The 24202-nt window shown below is 69.9% G+C and carries 23 protein-coding genes, 1 tRNA gene and 1 riboswitch; of the genes, 8 read left to right on the forward strand and 16 right to left on the reverse strand.

Annotation, left to right across the window (positions count from 1 at the left end; all coding sequences use genetic code 11):
- Positions 1-331 precede the first annotated feature (331 nt).
- The 3 genes from ABD191_RS14195 to ABD191_RS14205 all read right to left on the reverse strand — a co-directional run bounded on the left by ABD191_RS14195 (position 332) and on the right by ABD191_RS14205 (position 4035).
- Positions 332-1324, reverse strand: coding sequence for a C40 family peptidase (locus ABD191_RS14195; RefSeq protein ID WP_344081452.1), 993 nt, complete (start codon positions 1322-1324; stop codon positions 332-334).
- 11 nt (positions 1325-1335) lie between these two features.
- Positions 1336-1479: riboswitch (cyclic di-AMP (ydaO/yuaA leader) on the reverse strand.
- 154 nt (positions 1480-1633) lie between these two features.
- Positions 1634-2641: a hemolysin family protein gene (locus ABD191_RS14200; RefSeq protein WP_344081455.1), complete on the reverse strand. Its 1008-nt coding sequence runs from the start codon at positions 2639-2641 to the stop codon at positions 1634-1636.
- Positions 2638-4035, reverse strand: a complete 1398-nt coding sequence (locus ABD191_RS14205) for a hemolysin family protein (RefSeq protein ID WP_344081457.1) — start codon at positions 4033-4035, stop codon at positions 2638-2640. The genes ABD191_RS14200 and ABD191_RS14205 overlap by 4 nt, the downstream gene beginning before the upstream one ends.
- A gap of 123 nt (positions 4036-4158) precedes the next feature.
- On the opposite strand from ABD191_RS14205, the gene ABD191_RS14210 reads away from it, so the two are divergent.
- Positions 4159-4392, forward strand: coding sequence for a hypothetical protein (locus ABD191_RS14210; protein WP_344081460.1), 234 nt, complete (start codon positions 4159-4161; stop codon positions 4390-4392).
- Here ABD191_RS14210 and ABD191_RS14215 read toward each other — a convergent pair whose 3' ends face one another.
- Complete coding sequence (locus ABD191_RS14215) at positions 4393-6516, reverse strand: (Fe-S)-binding protein (protein WP_344081463.1); 2124 nt, start codon at positions 6514-6516, stop codon at positions 4393-4395.
- A gap of 122 nt (positions 6517-6638) precedes the next feature.
- Positions 6639-6923: a cell division protein CrgA gene (locus ABD191_RS14220; RefSeq protein WP_344081466.1), complete on the reverse strand. Its 285-nt coding sequence runs from the start codon at positions 6921-6923 to the stop codon at positions 6639-6641.
- A gap of 157 nt (positions 6924-7080) precedes the next feature.
- Here ABD191_RS14220 and ABD191_RS14225 point away from each other — a divergent pair, with 157 nt between their 5' ends.
- The 4 genes from ABD191_RS14225 to ABD191_RS14240 are packed head-to-tail and all read left to right on the forward strand — an operon-like array spanning position 7081 to position 9532.
- Positions 7081-7884, forward strand: coding sequence for a DUF881 domain-containing protein (locus ABD191_RS14225; RefSeq protein ID WP_344081469.1), 804 nt, complete (start codon positions 7081-7083; stop codon positions 7882-7884).
- Between the two features lie 8 nt (positions 7885-7892).
- The gene (locus ABD191_RS14230) at positions 7893-8660 is read left to right on the forward strand and encodes a class E sortase (RefSeq protein ID WP_344081472.1); all 768 of its coding nucleotides are present in this window, start codon (positions 7893-7895) and stop codon (positions 8658-8660) included.
- A gap of 3 nt (positions 8661-8663) precedes the next feature.
- On the forward strand, positions 8664-8879 hold the full coding sequence (locus tag ABD191_RS14235; protein WP_344081659.1) for a hypothetical protein: 216 nt from the start codon (positions 8664-8666) through the stop codon (positions 8877-8879).
- A gap of 8 nt (positions 8880-8887) precedes the next feature.
- Complete coding sequence (locus tag ABD191_RS14240) at positions 8888-9532, forward strand: aminodeoxychorismate/anthranilate synthase component II (protein WP_344081475.1); 645 nt, start codon at positions 8888-8890, stop codon at positions 9530-9532.
- 49 nt (positions 9533-9581) lie between these two features.
- Here ABD191_RS14240 and pknB read toward each other — a convergent pair whose 3' ends face one another.
- The 7 genes from pknB to ABD191_RS14275 form a co-directional block, all read right to left on the reverse strand.
- Positions 9582-11294 carry a Stk1 family PASTA domain-containing Ser/Thr kinase gene (pknB, locus tag ABD191_RS14245; RefSeq protein WP_344081478.1) on the reverse strand — a complete coding sequence of 571 codons (1713 nt, stop codon included), beginning with the start codon at positions 11292-11294 and terminating at the stop codon, positions 9582-9584.
- Between the two features lie 117 nt (positions 11295-11411).
- Positions 11412-12728, reverse strand: a complete 1317-nt coding sequence (locus tag ABD191_RS14250) for a serine/threonine-protein kinase (RefSeq protein WP_344081481.1) — start codon at positions 12726-12728, stop codon at positions 11412-11414.
- A gap of 22 nt (positions 12729-12750) precedes the next feature.
- Entirely contained in the window at positions 12751-14229 is a 1479-nt protein-coding gene (locus tag ABD191_RS14255) for a peptidoglycan D,D-transpeptidase FtsI family protein (protein WP_344081484.1), read from the reverse strand.
- A complete protein-coding gene (locus ABD191_RS14260) occupies positions 14226-15722 on the reverse strand; it encodes an FtsW/RodA/SpoVE family cell cycle protein (RefSeq protein WP_344081647.1) in 1497 nt (498 codons plus the stop codon). The genes ABD191_RS14255 and ABD191_RS14260 overlap by 4 nt, the downstream gene beginning before the upstream one ends.
- A 68-nt stretch (positions 15723-15790) precedes the next feature.
- Positions 15791-17149 (reverse strand): PP2C family protein-serine/threonine phosphatase, encoded by a 1359-nt coding sequence (locus tag ABD191_RS14265; protein ID WP_344081487.1) that lies wholly within the window; start codon positions 17147-17149, stop codon positions 15791-15793.
- Positions 17146-17628: an FHA domain-containing protein FhaB/FipA gene (locus ABD191_RS14270; protein ID WP_344081490.1), complete on the reverse strand. Its 483-nt coding sequence runs from the start codon at positions 17626-17628 to the stop codon at positions 17146-17148. Before ABD191_RS14270 ends, ABD191_RS14265 begins: the two co-directional genes overlap by 4 nt.
- Before the next feature lie 5 nt (positions 17629-17633).
- Complete coding sequence (locus tag ABD191_RS14275; RefSeq protein WP_344081493.1) at positions 17634-18413, reverse strand: FHA domain-containing protein; 780 nt, start codon at positions 18411-18413, stop codon at positions 17634-17636.
- Positions 18414-18620: 207 nt separating this feature from the next.
- Here ABD191_RS14275 and ABD191_RS14280 point away from each other — a divergent pair.
- The 3 genes from ABD191_RS14280 (at position 18621) to ABD191_RS14290 (ending at position 20846) form a co-directional block, all read left to right on the forward strand.
- A tRNA-Leu gene (locus tag ABD191_RS14280) sits at positions 18621-18706 on the forward strand.
- A gap of 212 nt (positions 18707-18918) precedes the next feature.
- Positions 18919-20019 (forward strand): NAD-dependent epimerase/dehydratase family protein, encoded by a 1101-nt coding sequence (locus ABD191_RS14285; protein WP_344081496.1) that lies wholly within the window; start codon positions 18919-18921, stop codon positions 20017-20019.
- 20 nt (positions 20020-20039) lie between these two features.
- Positions 20040-20846, forward strand: a complete 807-nt coding sequence (locus tag ABD191_RS14290) for a WecB/TagA/CpsF family glycosyltransferase (RefSeq protein WP_344081499.1) — start codon at positions 20040-20042, stop codon at positions 20844-20846.
- Positions 20847-20899: 53 nt separating this feature from the next.
- Here the strand turns inward: ABD191_RS14290 and add are convergent, their stop codons facing one another.
- The 4 genes from add to ABD191_RS14310 all read right to left on the reverse strand — a co-directional run bounded on the left by add (position 20900) and on the right by ABD191_RS14310 (position 23673).
- On the reverse strand, positions 20900-21871 hold the full coding sequence (gene add / locus ABD191_RS14295; protein WP_344081502.1) for an adenosine deaminase: 972 nt from the start codon (positions 21869-21871) through the stop codon (positions 20900-20902).
- Between the two features lie 9 nt (positions 21872-21880).
- Entirely contained in the window at positions 21881-22384 is a 504-nt protein-coding gene (locus ABD191_RS14300) for a hypothetical protein (protein WP_344081504.1), read from the reverse strand.
- 216 nt (positions 22385-22600) lie between these two features.
- Positions 22601-22825 (reverse strand): DUF397 domain-containing protein, encoded by a 225-nt coding sequence (locus ABD191_RS14305; protein WP_344081507.1) that lies wholly within the window; start codon positions 22823-22825, stop codon positions 22601-22603.
- Positions 22822-23673, reverse strand: a complete 852-nt coding sequence (locus tag ABD191_RS14310; protein ID WP_344081510.1) for a helix-turn-helix domain-containing protein — start codon at positions 23671-23673, stop codon at positions 22822-22824. The genes ABD191_RS14305 and ABD191_RS14310 overlap by 4 nt, the downstream gene beginning before the upstream one ends.
- Positions 23674-24202 lie beyond the last annotated feature (529 nt).

A 24202-nucleotide genomic window follows, 5' to 3' on the forward strand; every position in this document is an offset into this window, starting at 1 on the left:
CGACTTTGGCGACCGAGGCCGGCCCCCAAGCCACCAAAACCACGACTTTGGCGACCGAGGCCGGCCCCCAAGCCACCAAAACCACGACTTTGGCGACCGAGGCCGGCCCCCAAGCCACCAAAACCACGACTTTGGCGAGGTCGCGAGCCGTCCACCCCACCAAAGTCGCGCTTATGGCGAGAGGAGCCTCCCCGCACCCCGCCAAAGGCACGACTTTGGGGCCGGGGCGGCGGACACGCCGCGCGATCGCCGGGAGCCGCGCTGTTCGGACAACGCACGATGGCGGCCGCCCGAACGGAGATCGGGCGGCCGCCATCGGAGCGGGAAGGAACTAGCCTGGTCGGCCGAAGCTGTGGACGCTGCCCACGGAGTACATCTCGGCCATGCGGACGTTGTCGCCCGCTGTCGGCGCGTGCATGACTTTGCCGTCGCCGACGTAGATCGCCACATGACGCAGGTTGCTGAAGTAGAAGACCAGGTCACCGATCTGGAGATCGGCCTTGTCGATGTACTTCATCGAGGAGCGCTGCGCGGCTGCGTTGTGCGGCAGGGAGACGCCGACCTGGGACCACGACCGTAGGGTCAGGCCCGAGCAGTCGTAGCTGTTGGGCCCGGCGGCGGCCCAGACGTACGGGTCGCCGGCCTGGGAGCACGCGAACTTGGCGGCCTTGTAGCCGTTCGTCGGCGCGTACTCGGACGGGCAGGGCCAGGGGCGGTAGGAGCCGGTGCCACCGGACGTGCCGTACAGCTTGCGGCGCAGCGCCTGCAGGTCCTTGAGCTTGTCCTCGATCTCGTGGGTCTTCTTGAGCAGGTCCTTGTCCTGCTCGGCGAGCTTCGCGACCAGGGTGTCGAGCGGGGCCCGCTGCTTGTCGTACTTGTTCTTGAGCTCGGTGACGCCGGAGATCTGCCGCTGCTGTTCGCGGGCGAGCTGGTCGAGCAGCGACAGCTGGTCGGCGAGGTCGCGGGGCTCTCCGCTGGCGAGCATCGCGTTGATCGCGCTGGCCTGGCCGCCCTTGTAGATCTGGGCGGAGACCACGCCGATGCGGATCTGGGCCAGGTCGACCTGCCGCTCCAGCGGCTCGATCTTCTTCTTCAGCGCGGCGAGCTTCGCCTTGTTCTTCTTGTACTGCTCGTGCACCTTGTTGTAGTGCTCGATCATCGGCTCCGCGTCGGCCCACAGATCGGCGATCTGCTTCTCGACCTCGGAGACGGACGGGTCGGCCGCATGGGCCTGAGCACCCGCCGTGAGCACAACGGAAACGGCGGTAACCGCCGCGACAAGGGCGACGCGCAAGGGTCTGTGGACGCGGGCGGGGGTGGCCACGGCGAACCGACTCCTTCTTCCCTCACCGCCGACCGGGTTAGCTGACGGGTTCGGGCGGGAAGAGCAGGCCCTACCGCGGGAAGACCGCGGATTCACCCCATCTGAAACCAGGTGGGTCCCCGATTCGTCTCGCGACGATTAGGCGGGGTCCGCCCGCGGCCGCCGGGAGGTCAGCCTGTCACGGTCGGACGGTCCTTCACATTAGGGAGTCAATGCGGTGCTCGCAACCTGTCGGGTACACATAAATGACTTTCGATTGCGGTTGGAAAAGCCTTAGTACACAAGGGGTGTAGCAACGGTTGCGGTGCGTTACGCGGGCAGCGGTTGGATCACGCCCAGGAGGTCGTGCAGGGTGACGACCCCCAGCGGGGTCTGCCCGTCGCTCACGAGCACGATGTGCCGGCGCTCGCGGCGCATGGCGATGAGCAGCTCGGCGAGCGTACGGTCCGGCGGCACCACCGCCAGCGGGCGGATCAGCTCCGGCTCGATCGGGCGTCGCCGGTCGGGCCCGGCCACCCCCAACACGTCCTTCACATGCACAAACCCGAGTACGCGCCGGGAGCTCCGCCCGACCACCGGGAAACGCGAGCGCCCCGTGCGGGTGGCCAGCACTTCCAGCTCGGCCGGCGACACGTCCTCGGCGACCGTGGTCACGTCCGACCACGGCAGCAGCACGTCACCCGCGGTGCGCTGGTGCAGCGCGAGCGCGCCCGTGATGCGCTCATGCTCCACGGGCGCCAGCAGACCCTCGGTGCTGGCCTGTGTGACCAGGTTCGCAAGTTCCTCGGCGGTATAGACCGTCTTCACCGCGTCCGCCGACTCGATGCTCCAGATCTTCAGGATGTTCTTCGACAGCCACTTCATGGCCACGAGTACGGGCTTGAACAGCAGGCAGAAGCCGAGGAACGGCGGACCCAGCACGAGCACGGCCCGCTCCGGACCGGCCAGGGTGATGTTCTTGGGCACCATCTCGCCGACGACCGTGTGCAGGAAGACGACCACGCCCAGCGCCAGCACGAAGGCGACCGGGTGCACGGCGGCGTCCGGCAGGCCGAGCGCGTGGAACGGCGTCTCCAGGAGATGGGCCAGGGCGGGCTCGGCCAGCGCGCCGAGGCCGAGCGAGCAGATCGTGATGCCGAGCTGCGCGCCCGCGATCATCAGCGGGACCTGGTTCATGGCGCGCAGTGCCAGGCGGGCGGCCCGGCTCGTCGCGGCGAGCGGCTCGACGACAGTGCGCCGGGAGGCGATGACCGCGAACTCGCTGCCCACGAAGAACGCGTTGCCGAACAGGAGAATCACGCTGATGAGCAGGCTCATTGGTCGTCCTCCTCGTCGAGTGGCGGCGGGCCGACGACCCGGACCTGTTCGACCCGGCGGCGGTCCACCTCGACGACGGTGAACTCCCAGCCCATCTCCTCGACGACCTCCCCGGCGACCGGAATGTGCCCGAGCCGGGCCATGAGGAATCCCGCGAGCGTCTCGTACGGACCCTCCGGCATCCGGAAGCCGGTCAGTTCGGCCAGTTCGTCCTCGCGCAGCACCCCGTCGACGAGCCACCGGCGGTCGCGGCGACCGGCGGTCACCTCCGCCCCCGGGGCGGCCACATCGGCCAGCCGCGGCCGGTCGGGCGCCTGCTCGGCCAGGTCGTACTCGTCGGTGATCTCACCGACCAGCTCCTCGACCAGGTCCTCGATGGTGACGACCCCGTCCGTTCCGCCGTACTCGTCGACGACGATCGCGAGGTCGCCGCCGCCCGCGCGCAGCGTGGCGAGCACGCCGTCGAGGTCCAACGACTCCGGTACGAGCACGGGCTCGCGCGCCACCGTCTTCACGAGCGTCGTCGCCCGCGCGGCGATCGGCACCGACAGGGCGTCGATCACGGTGACCACGCCGACCACCTGGTCGAGGGTCTCCTCGAAGACCGGGAAACGGCTGTAGCCCGACGAGCGGGCGGTCGCGAGCACCGCGGCGACCGTCTCGTCCGCCGCCACGGCCAGCACGTCGACGCGCGGCGTCATGGCCTCCGCCGCACGCTTGTCCGCGAACCGGATCGTCCGCTGCAACAGAACCGCGGTTTCGTGCGGCAACGCGCCGGCTTTCGCGGAGTACGCCGCGAGCAGCCCGAGTTCCTCAGGCGAGCGGGCGCTCGCAAGCTCCTCCTGCGGCTCGATGCCGAAGCGGCGCACGATCCAGTTCGCCGAGTTGTTCAGGGCGAGGATGAGCCACTTGAACGTCACCGAGAACGCGCGCTGCGGCCCGGCCGTCAGGCGCGCGGTCGGCATCGGCCGGGCGAGCGCGACGTTCTTGGGGACCAGCTCGCCGAAGAGCATGGACAGCAGCGTGGCCAGGACGAGCGCCAGGATGTGCGCGACTCCGGCGGTGGCGCCCTTGGCGATCGGCTCGACGACCGGGGTGAACAGCTTCGCCAGCGCGGGCTCGGCCAGGTAACCCGTGAGGAGCGCGGTGATCGTGATGCCCAGCTGCGCGCCGGAGAGCTGGAACGACAGCTGGCGCAGCGCCTTGCGGACCGTACGCGCCTTCGGGTCGCCGGCGGCGGCCTGCTGGTCCACCTCGGCCCGGTCGACGGTCACGAGCGAGAACTCGGCCGCCACGAATCCAGCGTTGCCGGCGGTCAGCAGTGCGAACGCCAGCAGCGGCAGGATGGTTTCGATGAACACCCGGTCCCCTCGATTCGACCCGAATTCTCGCATGTACCCGCTACGACCCCCACGGCACCTCCGGATCGTGCCGTTCAGCGATCTAGCCCGATCTGGCGATTGCGGACGTCGGATTCACCCGGAATGCTGGCCGTCTACGGCGTTCGGAGGGTACGGATGCAGATGTTCGTCGGCGGCGCGTTGGTCGCGGTCGTTTTTGGCATGCTGGTCGGGTCCAGCTTCGCGCGTGCCAAGCGCGCCCGGAAGGACTACGTGGTCAGCGCCAAGGCGATCCCCGGACTGCGGCGCACGCAGTTCCGGGAGGTCCGGCGCGCCGGCAAGTACAGCATCCTCGCCGCCGGCGTCGTGATCGCCCTGGTCTTCGCCGCGATCCGCTGGGACGAGAACTAGCTAGCCCTTGATCTGGCGGAGCAGGACGCTCGCCACGTCGATCACCTCGACGGTGTCGGGCGCCGCGCCGGCCGACTTCTTGGCGGTCACGCCGTCGCCGAGCATGGTGGCGCAGAACGGGCAGCCGACCGCGATGGTGGACGCCCCGGTCGCGAGCGCCTCCTCGACGCGTTCGATGTTGATGCGCTTGCCGATACGCTCCTCCATCCACATGCGGGCGCCGCCGGCGCCGCAGCAGAAGGAGCGCTCCGAGTTGCGCGGCATCTCGATGACGTCGCCGAGGACCTCGCGCGGGGGCGTGAACACCCGGTTGTGCCGGCCGAGGTAGCACGGGTCGTGGAAGGTGACGCCGCCGTCGACGGGCTGCACCGGGGTGAGCTTGCCGGTGGCGACCAGGTGCGAGAGCAGCTCGGTGTGGTGCACCACCTCGCCGGTCCAGCCCACCTGCGCGTACTCGTTCTTGAGGGTGTTGAAGCAGTGCGGACAGGTCGCCACGACCTTCTTGGCGCCGGCGTCGGTGAGGGTCTCGGCGTTCTGCTGGGCGAGCATCTGGAAGATGAACTCGTTGCCCATGCGGCGGGCCGGGTCGCCGGTGCAGGTCTCGCCCTCGCCGAGGATGGCGAAGCTGACGCCGGCCTCGTGCAGCAGCGTGGCGACGGCCCGGGTGGTCTTCTTGGCGCGGTCCTCGAAGGCGCCGGCGCAGCCGACCCAGAACAGGTACTCGAAGTCGTCGACCTCGCCGACGCGCGGCACGTCGAAGTCGAGGCCCTTGGTCCAGTCGGCGCGGGTCTGCGGCGGCGCGCCCCACGGGTTGCCCTTGTTCTCCAGGTTGCGCAGCATGACGCCGGCCTCGCTGGGGAAGTTCGACTCGATGAGCACCTGGTAGCGGCGCATGTCGACGATGTGGTCGACGTGCTCGATGTCGACCGGGCACTGCTCGACGCAGGCGCCGCAGGTGGTGCACGACCACAGCACGTCCGGGTCGATGATGCCCTGGACGTCGGCGCCGCCGATCAGCGGCCGTTCGGCCTCGGCGAGCGCGAGCACGTTGACGTTGGCCAGTTGCTCGGCGGTGCCCTTCTCCTCGCCGGTGAGGTCCTTGCCGCCGCCGGCCAGCAGGTAGGGGGCCTTGGCGTACGCGTTGTCGCGCAGGCTGAGCACGAGCAGCTTCGGCGAGAGCGGCTTGCCGGTGTTCCAGGCGGGGCACTGCGACTGGCAGCGGCCGCACTCGGTGCAGGTGGTGAAGTCGAGCAGGCCCTTCCAGGTGAACTGCTCGACCTGGCTGACGCCGAACTGGTCCTTCTCCGGGTCGGCCTCCTCGAAGTCGAGGGGGACGCCGTTGCTCATCATGGGCCGCAGGGCGCCCAGCGCCGGTGCCTGGGTGCCGCTGCGCTTGAAGAAGATGTTGGGGAAGGCCGTGAAGCGGTGCCAGGCCACGCCCATCGTCGGGTTGAGGCCGATGACGATCGCCCAGGTCATCGAGATGATGATCTTAATGAGGGCGACGATCGTGACGGCCGTGAGGCTGGCGGGCAGGATGTTGCCGAGCGCGTGGCTGACCGGGGCGGCCCAGACCGGGAACGGCAGGTGGTCCGACGCGGCGAGCAGGCCGCGGATGAGCATCCCGCACACCAGGACGAGCAGGATAATCCACTCGACGAAGTACCCCTGCCACATGGTGGAGCCGGTGAAGCGCGACATCTTGCGGCGCGGGCGGTTCGTCAGCCGGACCACGATCAGGTAGAGGATCGCGGGCACGGCGAGCACGCTGAAGATCTCGGTGACCAGGCCGTAGACGCTCCAGCCGCCGATCAGCGGGATGTGCGCGGTGGGGCTGACGACCTCGAAGTACGCTCCGACGACCAGCGTCGACAGCAGCACGAAGCTGACCATGACCAGCCAGTGGGCGACGCCCACCGGGGTCCACTTGAACATGCGGGTGTGGCCAACGATCTCGGTGAGCATCGTGCCCGTGCGCCTGCCCTTGTCGGCGAAGCGCTCGGGGTCGGGCTGGCCGAGGCGGATCACCTCGACCATGCGCCGGACGGCCCGGACCACGAGCACGATCGCGGCCACGGTGACCGCCACCGCGAGCACAGTGGCGACGATCTGGACCGCACCCATGGTTGGCCTCCTGCGCGTACCGGAAAGTGCTGAGCCTACCCGCCTCAGTTACTCATGAGTAACCCCATGATGACCTTCAGCGGGTCGCAGGCAACATCACCTTATCGGTACGCCGGAGGAGATCAACGCCAGCGGGTGAACAACACCAGGGCCGCGACCATGGCACCGAAGCCGATGAGCAGGTTCCAGTACTCCAGGTTCACGAGGAAGGTGAAGTTGTCGCCAAGCTCGACGAAGCCCTGGGTCAGGTAGTAGACCACCAGGTAGACGATGGCGAACACCACGAGGCCGAGCGCGGTCCCCGCCACCCACGGCGGGCTCGGCTTGTTGGCCGCCGCCGTGGTCTGCGGGCGCATCTCCGGCGGCGCCGTGTAGACCTTCTTCTTGCGTACTGATGACTTAGGCACGGGCTCTCCTGAGGGACATCGGAGACCATATCCATGACCGCCGAGGCGCCCCGTGAATAATGGTTGGGAACTAGCGTAATGGCACCGTGACCCTGGCGGCTAACCGGGCGGCACGGCATCACGCCTGAGCTGGGCATCTGGGATGGAAGAGAGTGTGGTGGAGTACACATCCGCCCGCGGCGCCTCGTGGCGCGAGGCGGCCAGCCGCGCCGGTCGCGTGCTGCTGCCGCGCCGCCGCCGCCGCGGCTGGTCGCTGCTCGTCCCCCTCATCGCCCTGGTCGCCGGCCTCCTCATGACCACGACCGCGCACACCGCGGCCGGCACCGCCCTGCGCGATGACCGCGGGCCCGAGCTGTCCCGGCTCATCGAGGAGCGCCGCAAGCAGGTGGCGGCCGGCGAGTTGCAGGCCGCACAGCTGCGGGGCGACATCGACGCGCAGACCGGCGCCCAGGCCGGCTCGGACTCCCGCATCGCCGAGCAGCGCGCCCGGGCGAACGTCGTGCGCGAGGAGGCGGGCTTCACCGCTCTGCACGGGCCGGGGCTGGTCGTTCGCCTCGACGACGCCCCCCGGCGCCCCGACGGCAGCCTGCCGGCCGGCGCCGGCGTCGACGACGTGGTCGTGCACCAGCAGGACGTCCAGTCCGTGGTCAACGCACTGTGGGCCGGCGGCGCGGAGGCTATGTCGATCATGGATGTCCGGGTGATCTCCACGAGCGCGGTCCGCTGCGTCGGCAACACCCTGCTGCTCCACGGGCAGGTGTACTCCCCGCCCTTCGTGGTCCGCGCCATCGGCGACCCGGAGGCCATGCGGCGGGCCCTGGACGCCGCGTCCGGCGTGCGGGCCTTCGCGGAGGCGGCCCGCGTCTGGGGCCTCGGCTACGACGTCGCCTCGCAGGGCGACATCACCGTGCCGGCGTATTCCGGCTCGGTTGACCTGGATCATGCCCAGGTTGCCGGTTAGGCTCCAGCATGCCTCCGACCACGTATTACGCCACCCGGCGCATCGGCGACGACGAGCCGGCGCCCGCGCCCGGCGAGCCCGCCGCGTCGGCGCCGGTGCGCACGCGTGGCGACGTGATCCGCACGGGCGTGCGTACGCTCGGTGAGTTGCTCATCACAGCGGGCCTCGTTCTGCTGCTGTTCGCGGCGTACGAGATCTGGGGCAAAGCGGTCATCGTCCAGCAACACCAGGACGACCTGGACAAGCAGCTGGCCCAGCTGTGGGGCGACCCGACCCCCGGGCCGTCGGCCAGCCCGGCCCCGAAGGCCGGCGCGGCGCCGCCCGGCTGGGCCATCGCCCGGCTCTACATCCCGAAGCTGAACAAGCACTGGGTCGTCGTGGAGGGCGTCAGCCTCGCCGACATCAGGTACGCGCCCGGGCACTACCCGAAGAGCGCCCTGCCGGGCCAGATCGGCAATTTCGCGGTCGCCGGCCACCGCAGCCCCGCGATCTTCTGGGACCTCGACAAGATGATCGCGGACGACGAGATCGTCGTCGAGACCCGGTCCACCTTCTTCACCTACCGGGTGACCGCTCGCAGCATCGTGAAGCCCACAGACGTCGACGTGGTCGCGCCCGTGCCCGGCGACGTCGGGGCCAAGCCGGAGATCGCGATGCTCACGATCACGACCTGCGACCCGAAATGGGACAACTACCATCGGTTGATCGTGCACGCCGAGCTCCAGGACAGCTCGCCCCGCAGCGCGGGCCTGCCCGAGGCCCTGAGGAAGAAGTAGCCCATGTACGGCTGGATCTGGCGCAAGCTGCCCTTCGGGCTGCCCGGCAAGCTCACGGGATCGGTGTTGCTCGTTATCGTCGCGGTTGCCATCCTGTGGTTCTGGGTGTTCCCCGCGGTCGAGCCGCTGCTGCCGTTCGACGACGTGCAGGTCAGCCAGACCGACGGGGTCGTGCCCGCGCCGTCGTCACCGCCGCCCGTTTCGCCGAGTCACCGATGAGGACAACCATGCGCGTACTCGTGATCGACAACTACGACAGCTTCGTCTACAACCTGGTGCAGTACCTGGGCCAGCTCGGCGTCCAGTGCGACGTGCGGCGCAACGACGAGATCACCGTGGCGGAGGTCGGGGAGTTGCGCCCGGCGGGGGTCCTGCTGTCCCCCGGACCCGGCACACCCGCCCGCGCCGGCATCTGCCTCAACCTCATCAGGGAGTACGCGGGACAGCTGCCCATCTTCGGCGTCTGCCTGGGCCATCAGGCCATCGGCGAGGCGTTCGGCGCCACGGTCACCCGGGCCCCCGAGCTGCTCCACGGCAAGACCTCGACGGTGTCGCACTCCGGCCAGGGCGTGCTGGCCGGCCTGCCGACGCCGTTCACGGCCACGCGGTACCACTCGCTGGCGGTCGTCGAGTCGACGCTGCCCGACGAGATCGAGATCACCGGGCGGACGGAGTCGGGCGTCATCATGGCGATGCGCCACCGCAGCATGCCGATCGAGGGCGTGCAGTTCCACCCGGAGTCGGTGCTGACCCAGGGCGGGCACCTCATGCTGGCCAACTGGCTCGCGGCGTGCGGCCTGCCCGAGGCCCTCGACCGCGCCCCGGCACTCGTCGCGGAGGTCGAGTCCCGCCGGGTGGCCGCGTTCGCCTGATCACGCGGTCGGTTCGCCCGGCCCCCGCGGCGGCAGGTGCCGCCGCGGGCTACGTGGGCGGGGCGCTCGTGGGCGGCGCCGTTGTGGGCGGCGCCGTCGTGGGCTCCTGGAGCACACCGACATAGAGCGTGATCGTGCTGCCGGTCTTGAGGACCGTGCCACCGTCCGGGTCCTGGCTCATCACGATGCCGACCTGGGACTCGTCGGTCGTCAGGCGATCGGCGACCCGGACCTGGAAATTGGCGTTGGTCAGGATCGCCCGCGCCGCCTCCTCGCTCCGGCCGGCCACGTCGTCGACCTTCTTCATGTTCTCCCGCGAGATCTCGACCTCGACCGTGGAGCCCTCGGGCAGCTCCGTGCCGGACTTCGGGTTGGTCCGGACGACTTCGTCCTTCGGCCGCTCGCTGTCGACCTGCTTCCACTTCGGCACGAGGCCGGCGCCCTTGAGCTGCTCCTCGGCGTTGCCCTTGCTCGTGCCCACCAGGCTCGGCACCTTGACCTGGTTCGGGCCGGCACACCAGGTGATGACGACCTCGGACTTCTGCTCGACGCGCTGGTTGGGCTGCGGGTTCTGCCCGATCACCTCGCCCCTGGGGCAGTCCGTGCCGGTACGCGGTTCCGGCTTCGCGGTCAGGCCCGCCGCGTTCAACCTCGTGGTCGCTTCCTCCACGGACAGCCCGGTCACCGTCGGAACGACGGCCTTCTTGGGCAGGTTCATGATGATCAGGCCGGCCGTCAACGCGATGACGGCGAGGACGCCGAGGGTCGTGAGCGCGGCGATCGCCCAGCCGCTGGTCTTGCGGCGGCGCGTGTTGCCGACGCCGGCCGGGATCTGGCGCGTCGTGCCCGTGGGGCTGCGCAGCACCTGCGTCGGCCCAGCCTCGTCCATCGGCAGCACGGGCTCGGCGTGCACCGGGCGTCCCTGGGCGGCGCGCAGCACGTCGGCCCGCATCTCCGCGGCGCTCTGGTACCGGTTGACGGGGTTCTTCGTGAGCGCCTTGAGCACGATCGCGTCGACGGCCGGAGGCACGTCGCGGTTGCTCAGGCTCGGGGGCTTAGGGTCCTCGCGCACGTGCTGGTACGCGACGCTGACCGGGCTGTCACCGATGAACGGCGGGTGCCCGGTCATCAGCTCGAACAGCACGCAGCCGGTGGCGTAGACGTCGCTGCGGGCGTCCACGGCCTCGCCGCGCGCCTGCTCCGGCGACAGGTACTGCGCGGTGCCGATGACCGCGCTCGTCTGGGTCATCGTGGACGCGCCGCTGGCCAGGGCCCGGGCGATGCCGAAGTCCATGACCTTGACCTGGCCGGTCTGGGTGAGCATCACGTTGCCGGGCTTGATGTCGCGGTGGATGATGCCGTGGCGGTGGCTGAACTCCAGCGCCGCGCAGATCTCGGCCGTGAGCTCCAGCGCCCGGCGCGGCTGCAGCCGCCCCTCCGCCGCCAGGACCTCCTTCAGCGTGCGGCCGTTGACGTACTCCATGACGATGTACGGCAGCGACTCGCCGGCCGGGCCGCGCTCCTCGCCGGTGTCGTAGACGGCGACGATCGCGGGGTGGTTGAGGGCGGCGGCGTTCTGCGCCTCGCGGCGGAACCGCATCTGGAAGGTGTCGTCGCGGGCGAGATCCGCGCGGAGCAGCTTGATCGCCACGTCGCGGCCCAGGCGCAGGTCGCGCCCACGGCGAACCTCGGCCATGCCGCCGTAACCGAGCAGCTCGCCAACTTGGTACCGCCCCCCGAGGAGAGGAGCCTGGGCGGTCATCTCGTCCGTCGTCCTTCGCTGTCGTCAAGCACTGTCCGTACCACTCTGTCAGCCCGCCATCGTGAGCGCGCTGATACCCGCCGGGGTGGGCTCACGGGGGACCACACCTGACGCACCTCAGCCGCCGTTCTTGGACAGCGCGACGGCCGCCCCGATACAGATGGCCACCACGACCACCGCCACGATGATCGCGATGACGAGGCCGGTGCGGTTGCCGGTCGGCTGCGTCGTCGGGTACTGGGGCTGGGGGTAGCCGACCGGGTAGCCGGGCTGACCCGGCATCGTCCCGTACGGCTGGCCCGGCGAGGCCGGGTACTGACCGCCGGGCGGCACAGCGGCCACGCCGGGGCTGACGCGGCCCTGGTACGCGGCCGGCGACGCCTGCCCGACCCCGGGCAGCTGGCCGACCGCGGGCGCCTGCCCGACCCCGGGCAGCTGGCCGGGCGACCCGACGCCGGGGGAGACCTGGCCGGCGGACGGCTGCCCGGGCGCGCCGACCTGGCCGCCGCTGACCTGCGCGCCGCTGACCTGGGCAGGCGTGCCCGCAGGCCCGCCGCTCACGTGCACGGGCGTACCGGGCGCGACGCCGGCCTGGGCCTGCCGGTTCGCGGCCGCGAGCGTGGCGGCCGCGCGGCGGGCGACGGAGGCGAACGCGGCCGCGTCGGGCCACCGGGCGGTCGGCTCCTTCGCGATGGCCCGCTCGACGATCACGCGTACGGGCACCGGAATGTCGGGCGGCAGCGGCGGCGGCACCTCGCGCACGTGCCGCATGGCGATCTCGAGCGGGTTGTCGCCCTCGAACGGCCGGCGGCCGGACAGGCACTGGTAGGCGACGATGCCGAGCGCGTAGATGTCGCTCAGCGGCGTGGCCTGCTGCCCCATCGCCTGCTCCGGCGAGATGTACGCGGCCGTGCCCAGCACCGACCCGGCGGCCGTGAGCTGCGCGGCGCCGACCGCGCGGGCGATGCCGAAGTCCGTGAGGACGAGGGTGCCGTTGGGACGCACGAGCAGGTTGCCCGGCTTCACGTCGCGGTGCACCACGCCCTTGACGTGCGCGGAGTGCAGCGCCTCGGCGGCCTGGGCGACGAGCGCCATCGTGCGCGCCGGGGTGAGCCGTCCGACCCGCGACAGGGTGCGCGACAGGGCGTCACCGTCGACGTACTCCATCACGAGGTACGACCCGACGGCTGATTCGCTGCTGTAGTCGTAGATGTCGACCACGCCGGCGTGGTTGATGGTGGCCATCGTGCGGGCCTCGCCCCGGAAGCGCTCGCCGAAGCCGGGCTCCTCCAGCAGCGCGGGCAGCAGCACCTTCACCGCCACGGTGCGTCCCAGCACGTCGTCGACGGCGCGCCACACGTCGCCCATGCCGCCGCTGGCAATGCGCTCCTCCAGGCGGTAGCGACCGCCGAGGACCGTCCCTGGACTGATCATCGAGACCTCGCTCGCAGTCGCGTCACTTCAGCGCCGCCTTCAGGACCTCGCCCGCGATCCGGGTCGCCTCGGCGCTACCGCCGGACCCCGCGTTCTGCAGCAGCACGGCCACGGCGACCTTCTTGCCGTCCTTGATGCCGAACCCGATGAACCAGCCGTGGTCGGGCGCGTCACCGTTCTGGGCGGTACCGGTCTTGCCGCCCACCTGGGCGCCGTCGACGCGGGCGTTGCGGCCGGTGCCGTTCTCCACCACGTTGATCATCATGTCCTGCAACTGGGCAGCCACGTCGCCGTTGATGGGCTTGCGCAGGACGGTGGGCTGGGCGTGGTAGACCGCGCGGGCGTCGGCCTGCAGCGTGTCGACGATGTACGGGCGCATCTGGTCGCCGCCGTTGACGACGGAGGCGGCGATGAGAGCGCCCTGCAACGGCGACATCTTCACGTCACGCTGGCCGATGCACGACTGCGCGAGCGCGGGCCGGTCCACGTTGCCGTCCGGGCCCTCCATCGTGCCGGTCTCGCTGACCGCGACGTTGAAGAGGTTCTTGTCGTCCCGGGTGAGGTTGTTCTGCTGCCCGAACCCGAACGCCGCCGCGGCCTCCTTCAGCTTGTCCGCGCCGAGCTGCTCCACGCCGTAGCGGGAGAAGGCCGTGTTGCACGAGACCGTGAGGGCCTGCTTGAGCGTGATGTTGTCCGGGCAGACGACGCCGGGCGCGTTGCGGATCACCTGCTGGGTGTCCGGCGCCTGGTATCCCGAGCCGCCCTTGAGCACGGTGTCGGGTCGCACGCCGTTGTTCAGCGCGGCGGCCGAGACGACGACCTTGAAGGTCGAGCCGGGCGGGAAGATCTCCGAGAAGGCCCGGTTGATCAGCGGCTTGTCCGGATCCTTGTCCAGCTTGTTGATCTGCTCGCGCACCGCGCCCGAGTTGTGCGTCGTGAGCTTGTTCGGGTCGAAGGAGGGCGTCGAGGTGGCCGCGAGGATCGCCCCGGTCGACGCGTCGAGCGCGACGACCGCGCCGCGGTCGGCGCCCACGTTGTTGTCGCGCAGCTGCTTGTACGCCGTCTCCTGGACGCCCTTCTTGAGCGTCAGCAGCGTGTTGCCGCCCGGCGACTGCTTGCCGGTGAACGCCTCCGCGATGCGGTCGTCCAGGAACGAGTCCGCCGTACCGGCGAGGAAGTCGTTCTCCATCCGCTCCACGTTCGTGGCGCCGAAGTCGACCGACTTGTACCCGACGATGTGCGCGTACAGCGCTCCCTCCGGGTACTGCCGCAGGTACTTGAGGGTGTCCGTGGTCTCGACGCTCTTCGCGACCGGCGAGCCGTCGACCACGATCTGGCCACGGGCGCGCTCGTACTCCTGGGCCTGGACCCGGATGTGGTTGTGCTGGTCGTCGGTGCGGTAGTCGTCGGACTTGTAGACCTGCTGCCAGTTGAGGTTGGCGAAGAGCAGGCCGAACAGCACCAGGACGACGACGCCGACCCGGCGCAGCGGCGCGTTCACCGGACCACCTCCGTCGGAATATCGGCCAGCTTCTGCGGCGGTGCGACGACCCCGCCGCCGCCCGTCGCGAGCGTGACCGGCCGGCGGCCCGCGTCGGAGACCCGCAACAGCACGGCGACCAGCAGCCAGTTCGCCATGAGCGAGGAGCCGCCGGCGGACAGGAACGGGGTGGTCTGGCCGGTCAGCGGGATCAGCTGGCTGATGCCGCCGATGATGACGAAGACCTGCAGGCCGAGCGTGAAGGACAGCCCGCCGGCGAGCAGCTTGCCGAACGAGTCGCGCACCGTGATCGCCGCGCGCAGGCCGCGCACCGCGATGAACAGGTACACCGCGAGCATCGCCGTCAGGCCGAACAGCCCGATCTCCTCGCCGAGCCCGGCGAAGATGAAGTCGTTGTGTACGGCCGGCAGCACGTACTGGTCGAAGTCCGCGAGGTACGGCAGGCCCTTGCCCGGCCCCACGCCGAACATGCCGCCCGTGCCGAGACCCAGCAGCGACTGGACCAGCTGGTAGCCCGTGCCGTTGGCGTCGGCGAACGGGTCGAGCCAGATGTTGGCCCGGTCGTAGAAGTTAGCGAACGGGCCCCCGATGGCGGCGCCGAGGAAGTACGCCGAGATCGCGCCGCCGAAGAACAGCAGCAGACCGATGATCAGCCAACTGGCCCGCTCGGTGGCGATGTAGAGCGTCACCACGAACATGCCGAAGTACAGCAGCGAGGTGCCCAGGTCCTTCTCGAAGATCAGAACCATGAGGCTGACGAGCCAGACGACGAGCACCGGGCCGAGGTCGCGGGCGCGCGGGAAGTCGATGCCGAGGATCCGCTTGCTCGCCAGCGACAGCACCTCGCGCTTGCGGACCAGGTAGTACGCGAAGAAGCTGAGCAGACAGATCTTGGCGAACTCACCCGGTTGGATCGAGAAGTACGGGTCGTTCTCGGGGCCGACCTTGATCCACAGCTTGGCCCCGTTGATGGCCGAGAAGCGGGCGGGCAGCACGGCCGGGATGAGCACCAGGACGATGCCGACAAGACCCAGCGTGTACGCGTACCGCGACAGCGACTTGTGGTCCCGCATGATGAACAGCAGCAGCGTGGCCCCGACGACCGCGGCGGCCGTCCAGAACAACTGGCGCACGGAGTCGCCGCTGAACGCGCTCAGGTCGGCCCGCTGCGCGGCCGGCGCGGCGCCCAGGTCGAGGCGACGCAGGAAGGCGATGCCCATCCCGTTGATCAGCGCCACGGCCGGGAGCAGCACCGGGTCGGCATACGGGGCCAGCCACCGGATGACGAAGTGCATGCCTAGGAAGATCAGGAAGCTGACCCCCACGGGCACCCAGAAGTCCGGCGTGACCTCCTCCATCATCCCCGCCTCGACGGCCGCCGAGAACAGCAGGACAACGATCATGGCGAAGATGAGCAGCGCGAGTTCCACATTGCGCCGCGTCCGCGGACGCCGCACCGACCCGGTCGTGACGACCGGGTTCGGCATGGGCATTGCGGCTGCGCTCACGGCTTCGGCTTCCTCACGCTCGGTACGGACGGCTCGGTCGGACGGGGCATCGCTCAGCGGTTGACCGGGCGGCAGTCGGGCGGGCCGGACGGTTGCGGCTCCGGCGAGGGCGAAGGCGAGGCTGTCGCCGTGGGGGCGGGCGAGGCACCGGTCGGTCCGCCGGAGGCGGGGGCGCTCGGCGCGGCCGTGGGACACAGCGGCAGCAGGTTGCGGTTCATCGGGTTGAGCAGGTCGTCAAGGCGCTGGCGGGCGTCGGCGCGGCTGTCGGCCGTGATGCCGTCGCGAACCTCGGCCTGCGCGAAGACGGTCAGGTCCTCGATGCGGATGTTGCTGAGGTAGTCGGTCGTCGACAGGTCGAACCCGGCGACCTGGCCGGGGATGCCCCGGAACACCGCGACCGTGCCGTCCTCGGTCACCCCGACGTAGTACCTCGTCTGGGTGTAGTGCCAGCCGTACCAGGCCGCGCCACCGATGAGGGCGAGGATCAGCACGAGAAACAGCGACGTGCGGACAGGGTGACGCGCGGGGCGCTCGTCCTCGGCCGGGGCCGGCGGCGGTTCCGCCGGGGGCGCGCCGGCGCGGGGCGCCGCGTACTCGGCGGCGCGCGCCGAGGACATCGAGGCGTCCGCGGAGGTCGCCATGCCCCGGTCGGCCGCGGCCGCGCCGGCCACGATCGGCGTCGACTCGACGATGTCGTCGTCGGTCACGTCCACGATCACGACCGTGATGTTGTCCGGGCCGCCGCCGCGCAGCGCGAGCTGGATCAGCCGCTCGGCGCACTGGTCGGGGTCGGCGTACTCCTTGAGGGTGGCCGCGATCGTCTCGTCGCTGACCACGCCCGACAGGCCGTCGCTGCACAGCAGGTAGCGGTCGCCCTTGATGGCCTGGCGCACGGAGAACTCGGGGTCCACGTCGCGGCCGTCGAGGGCGCGCATCAGCAGGGAGCGCTGCGGGTGGGTGTTCGCCTCGTCGGCGGTGATCTTTCCCTCGTCGACAAGCAACTGCACGTACGTGTCGTCGCGGGTGATCTGGGTGAACTGCCCGTCGCGCAGCATGTACGCCCGGGAGTCGCCGATGTGCACCATGCCGAACTTGCTGCCGGCGTGCAGCATGCCGGTCAGCGTGGTGCCCATGCCCTCCATGGCGGGGTTCTGGTCGACGGTCTCGCGTATCTGTTGGTTGGCCGCCTGGACCGCGCGCCGCAGGTCGTCGATCGGGGAGTCCCCGACCGCGTCCTCGTCGAGGTGCGCGAGGTTGGCGATGACGATGTTGCTGGCGACGTCGCCGGCGGCCATGCCGCCCATGCCGTCGGCCACCGCGAGCAGGCGCGGTCCGGCGTAGACGGAATCCTGGTTTCCGCCCCGGATCAGACCGCGGTCGCTTCGCGCCGCGTAACGCAGAGTCAGAGTCATGGCCGCAGCTCGATAGATGTGCGCCCGATGCGGATCGGGACGCCAAGGGGTACGGGGGTTGGTGCGGTGACCTTGGTGCGGTCGAGGTAGGTCCCGTTGGTCGAGCCGAGATCCTCCACGAACCACTGCCCGTTGCGCGGCACCAGTCGCGCGTGCCGGGCGGAGGCGTAGTCATCGGTGATGACGAGCGTGGAGTCCTCGGCGCGGCCGATGGAGATGGCCTGTTCGCCCAGGGTCAGCCGGGTGCCCGCGAGGGCACCCTCGGTCACGATGAGGTTGTGCGCGGCGCGTCCCCGCTTCACCTTCGCGGGTCGCCCCTGCCCGGACGGTACGCCGACCCCCCGCGGCGCCGCCACGAGCCGGGACGTCCGGCTGCCCGAGAAGAGGTCACGACGGATCACCCCGACCACTGTGAACACGAAGATCCACAACAGGACGAGAAACCCGTACCGGGCAACCGTGAGGACGATTTCGGGCAAGGCGGTTAGCCGTCCACTCGGAACGTCAGGGTGGTCGTTCCGAGCTGGATCATGTCTCCGGGGTTCAACGCCACGGCGGAGACGCGCTGACCGTTGACCGACGTCCCGTTGGTCGAACCCAGGTCGGTGAGGACCACCTGGGCGCCGTCGAAGTCGATGCGGGCGTGTCGGCGCGAGATGCCGACGTCGGGCAGGCGAAGGTTGGCCTGGTCACCCCGGCCGATCACGGTCGACCCGATGGACAGCGGGTAGGTGCGGCCGTCGCTGGAGACCAGCCGGGCGTTGCGCGCCGGCCCGCCGGCGCCCATGGGCGGTCCGTACCCGCCACCGGCCTGCTGGCCCGCGTACGGCCCCCCGCCGTAGCCGCCCTGCATGCCACCCTGGTCGTACGGGTTCGGCGGAGCCATGTCGGCGCCCGTGTAGACCTCGGCGGTGACCCGGAACATGCCGGTGTCGAGGCCATCCCCCCGCTCGATCTCGACGATCACGTCGCCGTAGACCGTCCAGCCCTGCTCGCCGATGAACTCGGCCTGGGACTGGGCGAGCTCCTGGGCGAGGGCCGCCGCGTACGGCGCCAGCCGGCTGTGGTCGTAGGGCGAGAGATCGATCACGTAGCGGTTCGGCACGAGCGTGCGCCCACCGGCCAAGATCGCCTTATGGGCCTCCGCCTCCCGCTGCATGGCGTTGAGGATCTCCACAGGGTGGACGACCCCCTTGAACACCTTGGCGAAGGCCCCCTCAACCAGGCCTTCCAAGCGCTTTTCAAAGCGTTGCAGCACGCTCACCGGTCCTCCTCGCTTTCGAGGACATGATGGTATCTGCCCTCTGCACCAGCCGTATGCGCGGCGATCGGCCAGTGCATGCTACTGTCTCCAAGCGCTGTGGCGCGCGGTCTCGGAGGACTGGATTTCCCAGAACCCCTTCGACGATCACCTGGATCGGGGTTTATCCTGCTTCAGATCACAGCGTTAGCACCACAAGCAGTATCCGTCGGGGAAGTGGCGGAATGGCAGACGCGCACGGTTCAGGTCCGTGTGCCCGAAAGGGCGTGAGGGTTCAACTCCCTCCTTCCCCACCAGAAATGCCTGACCGGTGATGTCAGGCGCGAACTGGACATCAAGGCCCTGGCCACGCCGGGGCCTTGTGGCTTTTTTGTGACACGTGTGTCGTAAATCCGGCGCACCCGCCCGGCGCGTCGCGCCGCCGGGCGGTCGGCGGCGCCCGGCGCGGCCCGGTCCGAATAGCTAGACTCCTGGCCTGGTGTCCTGCCCGACGAAGGAGGAACAGCGCGTGAGCGTGGCTCTGGTGACCGGCTCGGCCGGCCTGATCGGCTCCGAGGCGGTCCGGCACTTCGCCGGTCTCGGCCTGGACGTGGTCGGCGTCGACAACGACATGCGCAAGCAGTTCTTCGGCGCCGAGGCGTCCACCGCGTGGAACGTGCTGCGCCTGACCAACGAGCTCGGTGAGGCGTACACCCATGTCGACGCCGACATCCGCGACCGCGACGCGCTGACGGCGCTGTTCAAGCGCTATGGCCGCGATATCGCCGTGGTGATCCACACCGCCGCGCAGCCCAGCCACGACTGGGCCGTCCGCGACCCCTTCACGGACTTCGACGTGAACGCCGTCGGCACCCTCAACCTGCTGCAGAACGTGCGCGAGTTCGCCCCGGGCGCGCCGTTCATCCACTGCTCGACCAACAAGGTCTACGGCGACCGCCCCAACTCGCTGCCGTTCGTCGAGCTGGACACGCGGTGGGAGATCGAGCCGGGTCACCCGTACGAGCAGGGCATCAAGGAGGACATGTCCATCGACGCCTGCCTGCACTCCGTGTTCGGCGCCTCCAAGGTCGCCGCGGACGTGATGGTGCAGGAGTACGGGCGCTACTTCGACATGAAGACGGTCTGCTTCCGCGGTGGCACGCTGACCGGGCCGGCGCACTCGGCCACGGAGCTGCACGGGTACCTCGGCTACGTGATGCGCTGCAACATGGAGCGGCGCACGTACAAGATCTTCGGGTACAAGGGCAAGATGGTCCGCGACGCGATCCACTCGCAGGACGTGGTGGCCGCGTTCGAGGCCTTCTACCGCAACCCGCGCAGCGCCGCCGTCTACAACCTGGGCGGCGGGCGCCACTCCAACAGCTCCCACCTCGAGGCCTTCGCCATCGCCGAAAAGATCAGCGGTAACGAGATGGTCACCGAGTACCACGAGGCCAACCGGATCGGGGACCATCAGTGGTGGATCGGCTCGAATGAGGCGTTCTCGCGCGACTACCCGGAGTGGAAGCAGGTCTACGACGTCCCCATGATCATGCAGGAGATCTACGAGGCGAACGTCGACCGCTGGGTCCCCGGCTCCTGGACCGCTGCGAACAACCCGTCCGCCTGACCCCCCGGAGCGTTGACAGCGTGATCGACCAGGGCAAGCGCAACGTGCTCGGCGTCCTCGTGGACGCCATCGACTACGAGGCCGCCACCGAGAAGGTGATTTCCGCGGCGCACAGCCGGCGACCGCTGGCGCTGACCGCCCTCGCGGTGCACGGCGTGATGACCGGCGTCGAGGATCCCGCCCACGAGGCGCGGCTCAACTCGTTCGACGTCGTCACGCCCGACGGCCAGCCGGTGCGCTGGGCGCTCAACCTGCTGCACGGCGCGAACCTCGCCGACCGGGTGTACGGCCCGGCCCTCACGCTGCGCGTGCTGGCGCGGTGCGCCGCCGAGGGCCTGCCCGTGTACCTCTACGGCTCCACGGACGAGACGCTCACGCGCCTGACCGGCGCGCTGCGCGAGCAGTTCCCGGACCTGAAGATCGCCGGCCTGGAGGCGTCGAAGTTCCGCGCCGCCGGGCCCGGCGAGCCCGCCGAGATCGCTGAGCGGGTGACCGCGTCGGGCGCCCAGCTGCTGCTCGTCGGCCTGGGCTGCCCCCGCCAGGAGATCTTCACCCACGCCATGCGCCCGCTGCTCCGCATGCCCATCATGGCGGTGGGCGCGGCGTTCGACTACCACGCCGGCCAGCTCCGCAAGCCGCCCGCCTGGATGCAGCAGCGCGGGCTCGAATGGCTCTGGCGGCTGGGTCTGGAGCCCAAGCGGCTCTGGCGCCGGTACCTGATCCTCAACCCGGCCTATGTCGCCCGGCTCACGGCCCAGAAGACGAAGCTCTGGCGGGCCACCCCGGCCACCCCGACGACCACCCCGGTGGACACCTTCGCGGTGTAAGCCTGCCGCCCCGCACGCGCGGGCGGCGGGACCGCCGCCCGCGACCGACCGGTTCAGGCCAGGGTGGCCAGGCGGGCGCGGGTTTCCGCGTCGCACAGGGCGCCCGCCACGCCGGCCAGGTACGCGTCCTCAGTGGCCAGTCCCAGGGTTGCCGCCGCGGCCAGTTCCCGGCCCAGGTCGGTGCCGAACATCGCCGGGTCGTCCGTGTTGATCGTGCATGCCACGCCCGCCGCCCGCAGCGCCGGCAGCGGGTGGTCCGCGAGCGTGGGCACGCTACGGGTACGCAGGTTGGAGGTGGGGCACACGTCCAGCACCACGCCCCGGTCGACGAGCTCGGCGACGACGCCGGGGTCCTCCACGGCCCAGATGCCGTGCCGGATCCGGTCGGCGCCCAGGTCGAGCGCCTCACGCACCGAGGCGGCGCCGCCGAGGCCGTCGCGCCCCGGCAGCTCGCCGGCGTGCGGTACGAGACCCAGCCCGCCGTCGCGCGCGATCGCCATCGCCTTGCGGTACGGCTCCAGGGGCGCGGCGTACTCGTTGCCGCCCACCCCGAAACCGACCACGAAGTCGTCCCGGTAGCGCACCGCCTGACGCGCGCACTCCTCCGCCAGGTCCACCGGAAGCTGGCGGTGGATGTCCGGCGTGAAGCGCACGGTCACCCCGTGCAGGGCGGCCGCTTCGCGCGCTCCCTCCGCGTACCCCTCGAAGATCTCTTCGAAGCGGAGGCCGCGTTGCACGCGTTCGCCCGGGGAGAAGATGCCCTCCACGTAGACGGCTCCGAAGCTCGCGGCCTCGGCGGCGTAGTCGACCACGATGCGGCGGAAGTCGTCGGCCGTGCGCAGGCAGTTCGTGGTGAGCATCCAGACGTCGATGAAGTGCGCGAAGTCCGTGAACTCGTAGAGTGCCTCCAACTCGGCCACGGAGGTGGCGGGCAGCGTCTCGCCGTTGTTGCGGGCGATCTCCAGAAGCGTGTGCGGCCGGATGGCGCCCTCAAGGTGGACGTGCAGCTCAATAGCGGGGACCACCCCGCCAGGTTACCGACTGCTCTGGGCGTAGAGCAGTTCCAGGATGGAGCGCGCCGCCTCGAACCAGCGGTCCAGCCATTCCGCGGACGGCATGGGGCCCTTGTTGGGCAGCTCCAGGAGCAGCCCGCGCAGCAGCGGATGGTCCGCGAGCGGCATTGACGGATTGTCCAACCAGGACGGTGGGTCGAACACCGACTCGTCCAGGTGCGAGACGCTGGGCAGATGCCCCATCTCCTGTACCCTCCCCAGTTCGGAAACACGGCCCACGTCCGACATGGACGGGGCGGGAATGTGTGGCGGCGGCACGTCGAGTACGGACGGCGGCGGCATGGTGGGCAGCCCGTCAAGCCCCGGCAGGGAACCGTTGCGGCGACCCGGTTCGGCGTCGAACTCGCCGGCCAGGACCTCCCGGCGCACGTTGCTGCGGAAGTTCGCGAGCGCCTCGGAGGAGGTGGGCTCGCCGTACCGGTCGTCGGTGTCGGAGGAACCGTTGCCACCGTTCTTCATCGCCACCCCATCGTCCGTGTCGCTGCCGGCCGGCGTCCGTGGCAGTCCGGAACGCCATCAGGTCCAACGACGCACGCGGTGGCCGGGCGACGGTCGATCGGCAAACGTCACCCGACCGTCGCCGAGAGACGAACGGAGCGGCGATGACGAGTGCATCGCCGCTCCGTGAACGCGGTCGTGGGCCTGCCCGGACCCCGCGACACCGCCGGGCCGGCCGCCATGTCAGAGGTCGAACTCGCCGTCCTTCGCGCCGCCGACAAAGGCATCCCACTCTCCCGGTGTGAAGATCAACGCACGCTGCTCCGGGTTCTTGGAGTCGCGCACGGCGATAGCGCCGTCAACGAACGCCACTTCAACGCAGTTGTCCGTCCATGGGCCCGATCGAGTGCTCTTGCGCCAGACGGCGCGGCTCAGGTCGACGTCGAGACCCTTGATATTGATGCTCACTGAAGCTCCCTTGCCCTGTCGATGATGAACTTCACCGACTCCTCCGGGGACAGCGCGGCCTCCCGGAGACGGTCGAAAACAAACGAGTACCGGGCCATTTCGTCTTCCTTCTCCTGGAAGATGCCCCCGGTGGCCATGGCGACATACGTCATGTCCGGGTCCACCTCCTCGTCAAAGCGAAGGATGCAGAACGGCCCCTCCATGCCGGAATGCGCACCGGCGCGGAATGGCAGAACCTGGATCGTGACGTTCGGTCGCTCGGCCGCCGTCGCGAGACGCTCGAGCTGGCGCCGCATGACCTCGACGCCGCCCACGAGGCGGGCCAACACCGCCTCGTCGAGCACCACCCACAGATCCACGGGTTCGTCCTGCGTCAACAACGACTGGCGTTGCTTGCGGATACGGATACGGTTCTCGATTTCTTCCTGGCCCATGTCGGGGTTGCCGACGAGCATGAGCTGACGTGCGTACTCGGCCGTCTGGAGCAAGCCGGGTACGCAGAGAACCTCGTAGGCCTCGATCCTGTCCGCTGCGGCCTCGAATCCCACGTACGCGCCGGTGAGCACGACGCCGTAGGACTGCCACCACCCCTTCTGCCGCGCCTCTCGGGCGACCTGGACAAGCGACTCGATCTCGCTCGCGGGCGAGCCGTAGATGGTGAGAATGTCGCGCACGTCCCGCGGACTCGCGCCAATCTGTCCGGTCTCAATGCGGCTGATCTTCGACGCCGAGCACTCCAGTCGCTCCGCGACGGATTCGATCGTGAATCCTGACGCGTCGCGCAATCTGCGTAGCTCGGCACCCAGCCGCCGCCGTCGGGCCGTCGGGCTGCCACGCCTGGCGGTCACGCCTCACCTCCGGGCCCCCGGTGCGCGCGTCCTGTGTGGACCGGCACCCCCTGTGTAGATTTCCCCGCTGCACGAGATCCCGCCATACCGTTTGTTACGGCGTGCGGGAAAGACGAAGCGCGTTCAGTTTGCCCCGTGCTCCACCGCCAATCAAGACTCACGCGAATTGCCCGATACACATGGCATGGTCGGCTTCGTACCCCCACTGAGGGTGACACATTTGGAAACACGCCCTTTGCAACTTGCATTGATCATGTGCCTACGGCAACCTGTGCGTGAGGACAACGTAACTCCCCGTGATCAACTCATTCATACAAGGCGATGGAGGGGCACCATAAGCGCCAGGCTCGGACGTCTCGCCAACAGCCGTCCGCGCCAGGTTCCTGTGACGCCCGATCCACGGCGAGCGACCGATGGTTGCAGGCCGCTCCGTGGTTCACGCCCCGCCGACCGTATGCGCCCTTGCCCCGCGGGGGCGAGTGCGACACGGATCGGGGTACTGGCCCGGCCGCCACCCAACGGCGGCCGG

It is taken from the genome of Luedemannella helvata, from assembly GCF_039528415.1.
GTDB classification, from domain to species: domain Bacteria; phylum Actinomycetota; class Actinomycetes; order Mycobacteriales; family Micromonosporaceae; genus Luedemannella; species Luedemannella helvata.

What these genes read in the sequence shown, in the direction of transcription:
- ABD191_RS14200 (WP_344081455.1), bottom strand. Translation starts at nt 2,641, where the DNA reads ATGAGCCTGCTCATCAGCGTGATTCTCCTGTTCGGCAACGCGTTCTTC.
- ABD191_RS14205 (WP_344081457.1), bottom strand. Translation starts at nt 4,035, where the DNA reads ATGCGAGAATTCGGGTCGAATCGAGGGGACCGGGTGTTCATCGAAACC.
- ABD191_RS14210 (WP_344081460.1), top strand. Translation starts at nt 4,159, where the DNA reads ATGCAGATGTTCGTCGGCGGCGCGTTGGTCGCGGTCGTTTTTGGCATG.
- ABD191_RS14215 (WP_344081463.1), bottom strand. Translation starts at nt 6,516, where the DNA reads ATGGGTGCGGTCCAGATCGTCGCCACTGTGCTCGCGGTGGCGGTCACC.
- ABD191_RS14230 (WP_344081472.1), top strand. Translation starts at nt 7,893, where the DNA reads ATGCCTCCGACCACGTATTACGCCACCCGGCGCATCGGCGACGACGAG.
- ABD191_RS14235 (WP_344081659.1), top strand. Translation starts at nt 8,664, where the DNA reads ATGTACGGCTGGATCTGGCGCAAGCTGCCCTTCGGGCTGCCCGGCAAG.
- ABD191_RS14240 (WP_344081475.1), top strand. Translation starts at nt 8,888, where the DNA reads ATGCGCGTACTCGTGATCGACAACTACGACAGCTTCGTCTACAACCTG.
- pknB (WP_344081478.1), bottom strand. Translation starts at nt 11,294, where the DNA reads ATGACCGCCCAGGCTCCTCTCCTCGGGGGGCGGTACCAAGTTGGCGAG.
- ABD191_RS14250 (WP_344081481.1), bottom strand. Translation starts at nt 12,728, where the DNA reads ATGATCAGTCCAGGGACGGTCCTCGGCGGTCGCTACCGCCTGGAGGAG.
- ABD191_RS14260 (WP_344081647.1), bottom strand. Translation starts at nt 15,722, where the DNA reads ATGCCCATGCCGAACCCGGTCGTCACGACCGGGTCGGTGCGGCGTCCG.
- ABD191_RS14265 (WP_344081487.1), bottom strand. Translation starts at nt 17,149, where the DNA reads ATGACTCTGACTCTGCGTTACGCGGCGCGAAGCGACCGCGGTCTGATC.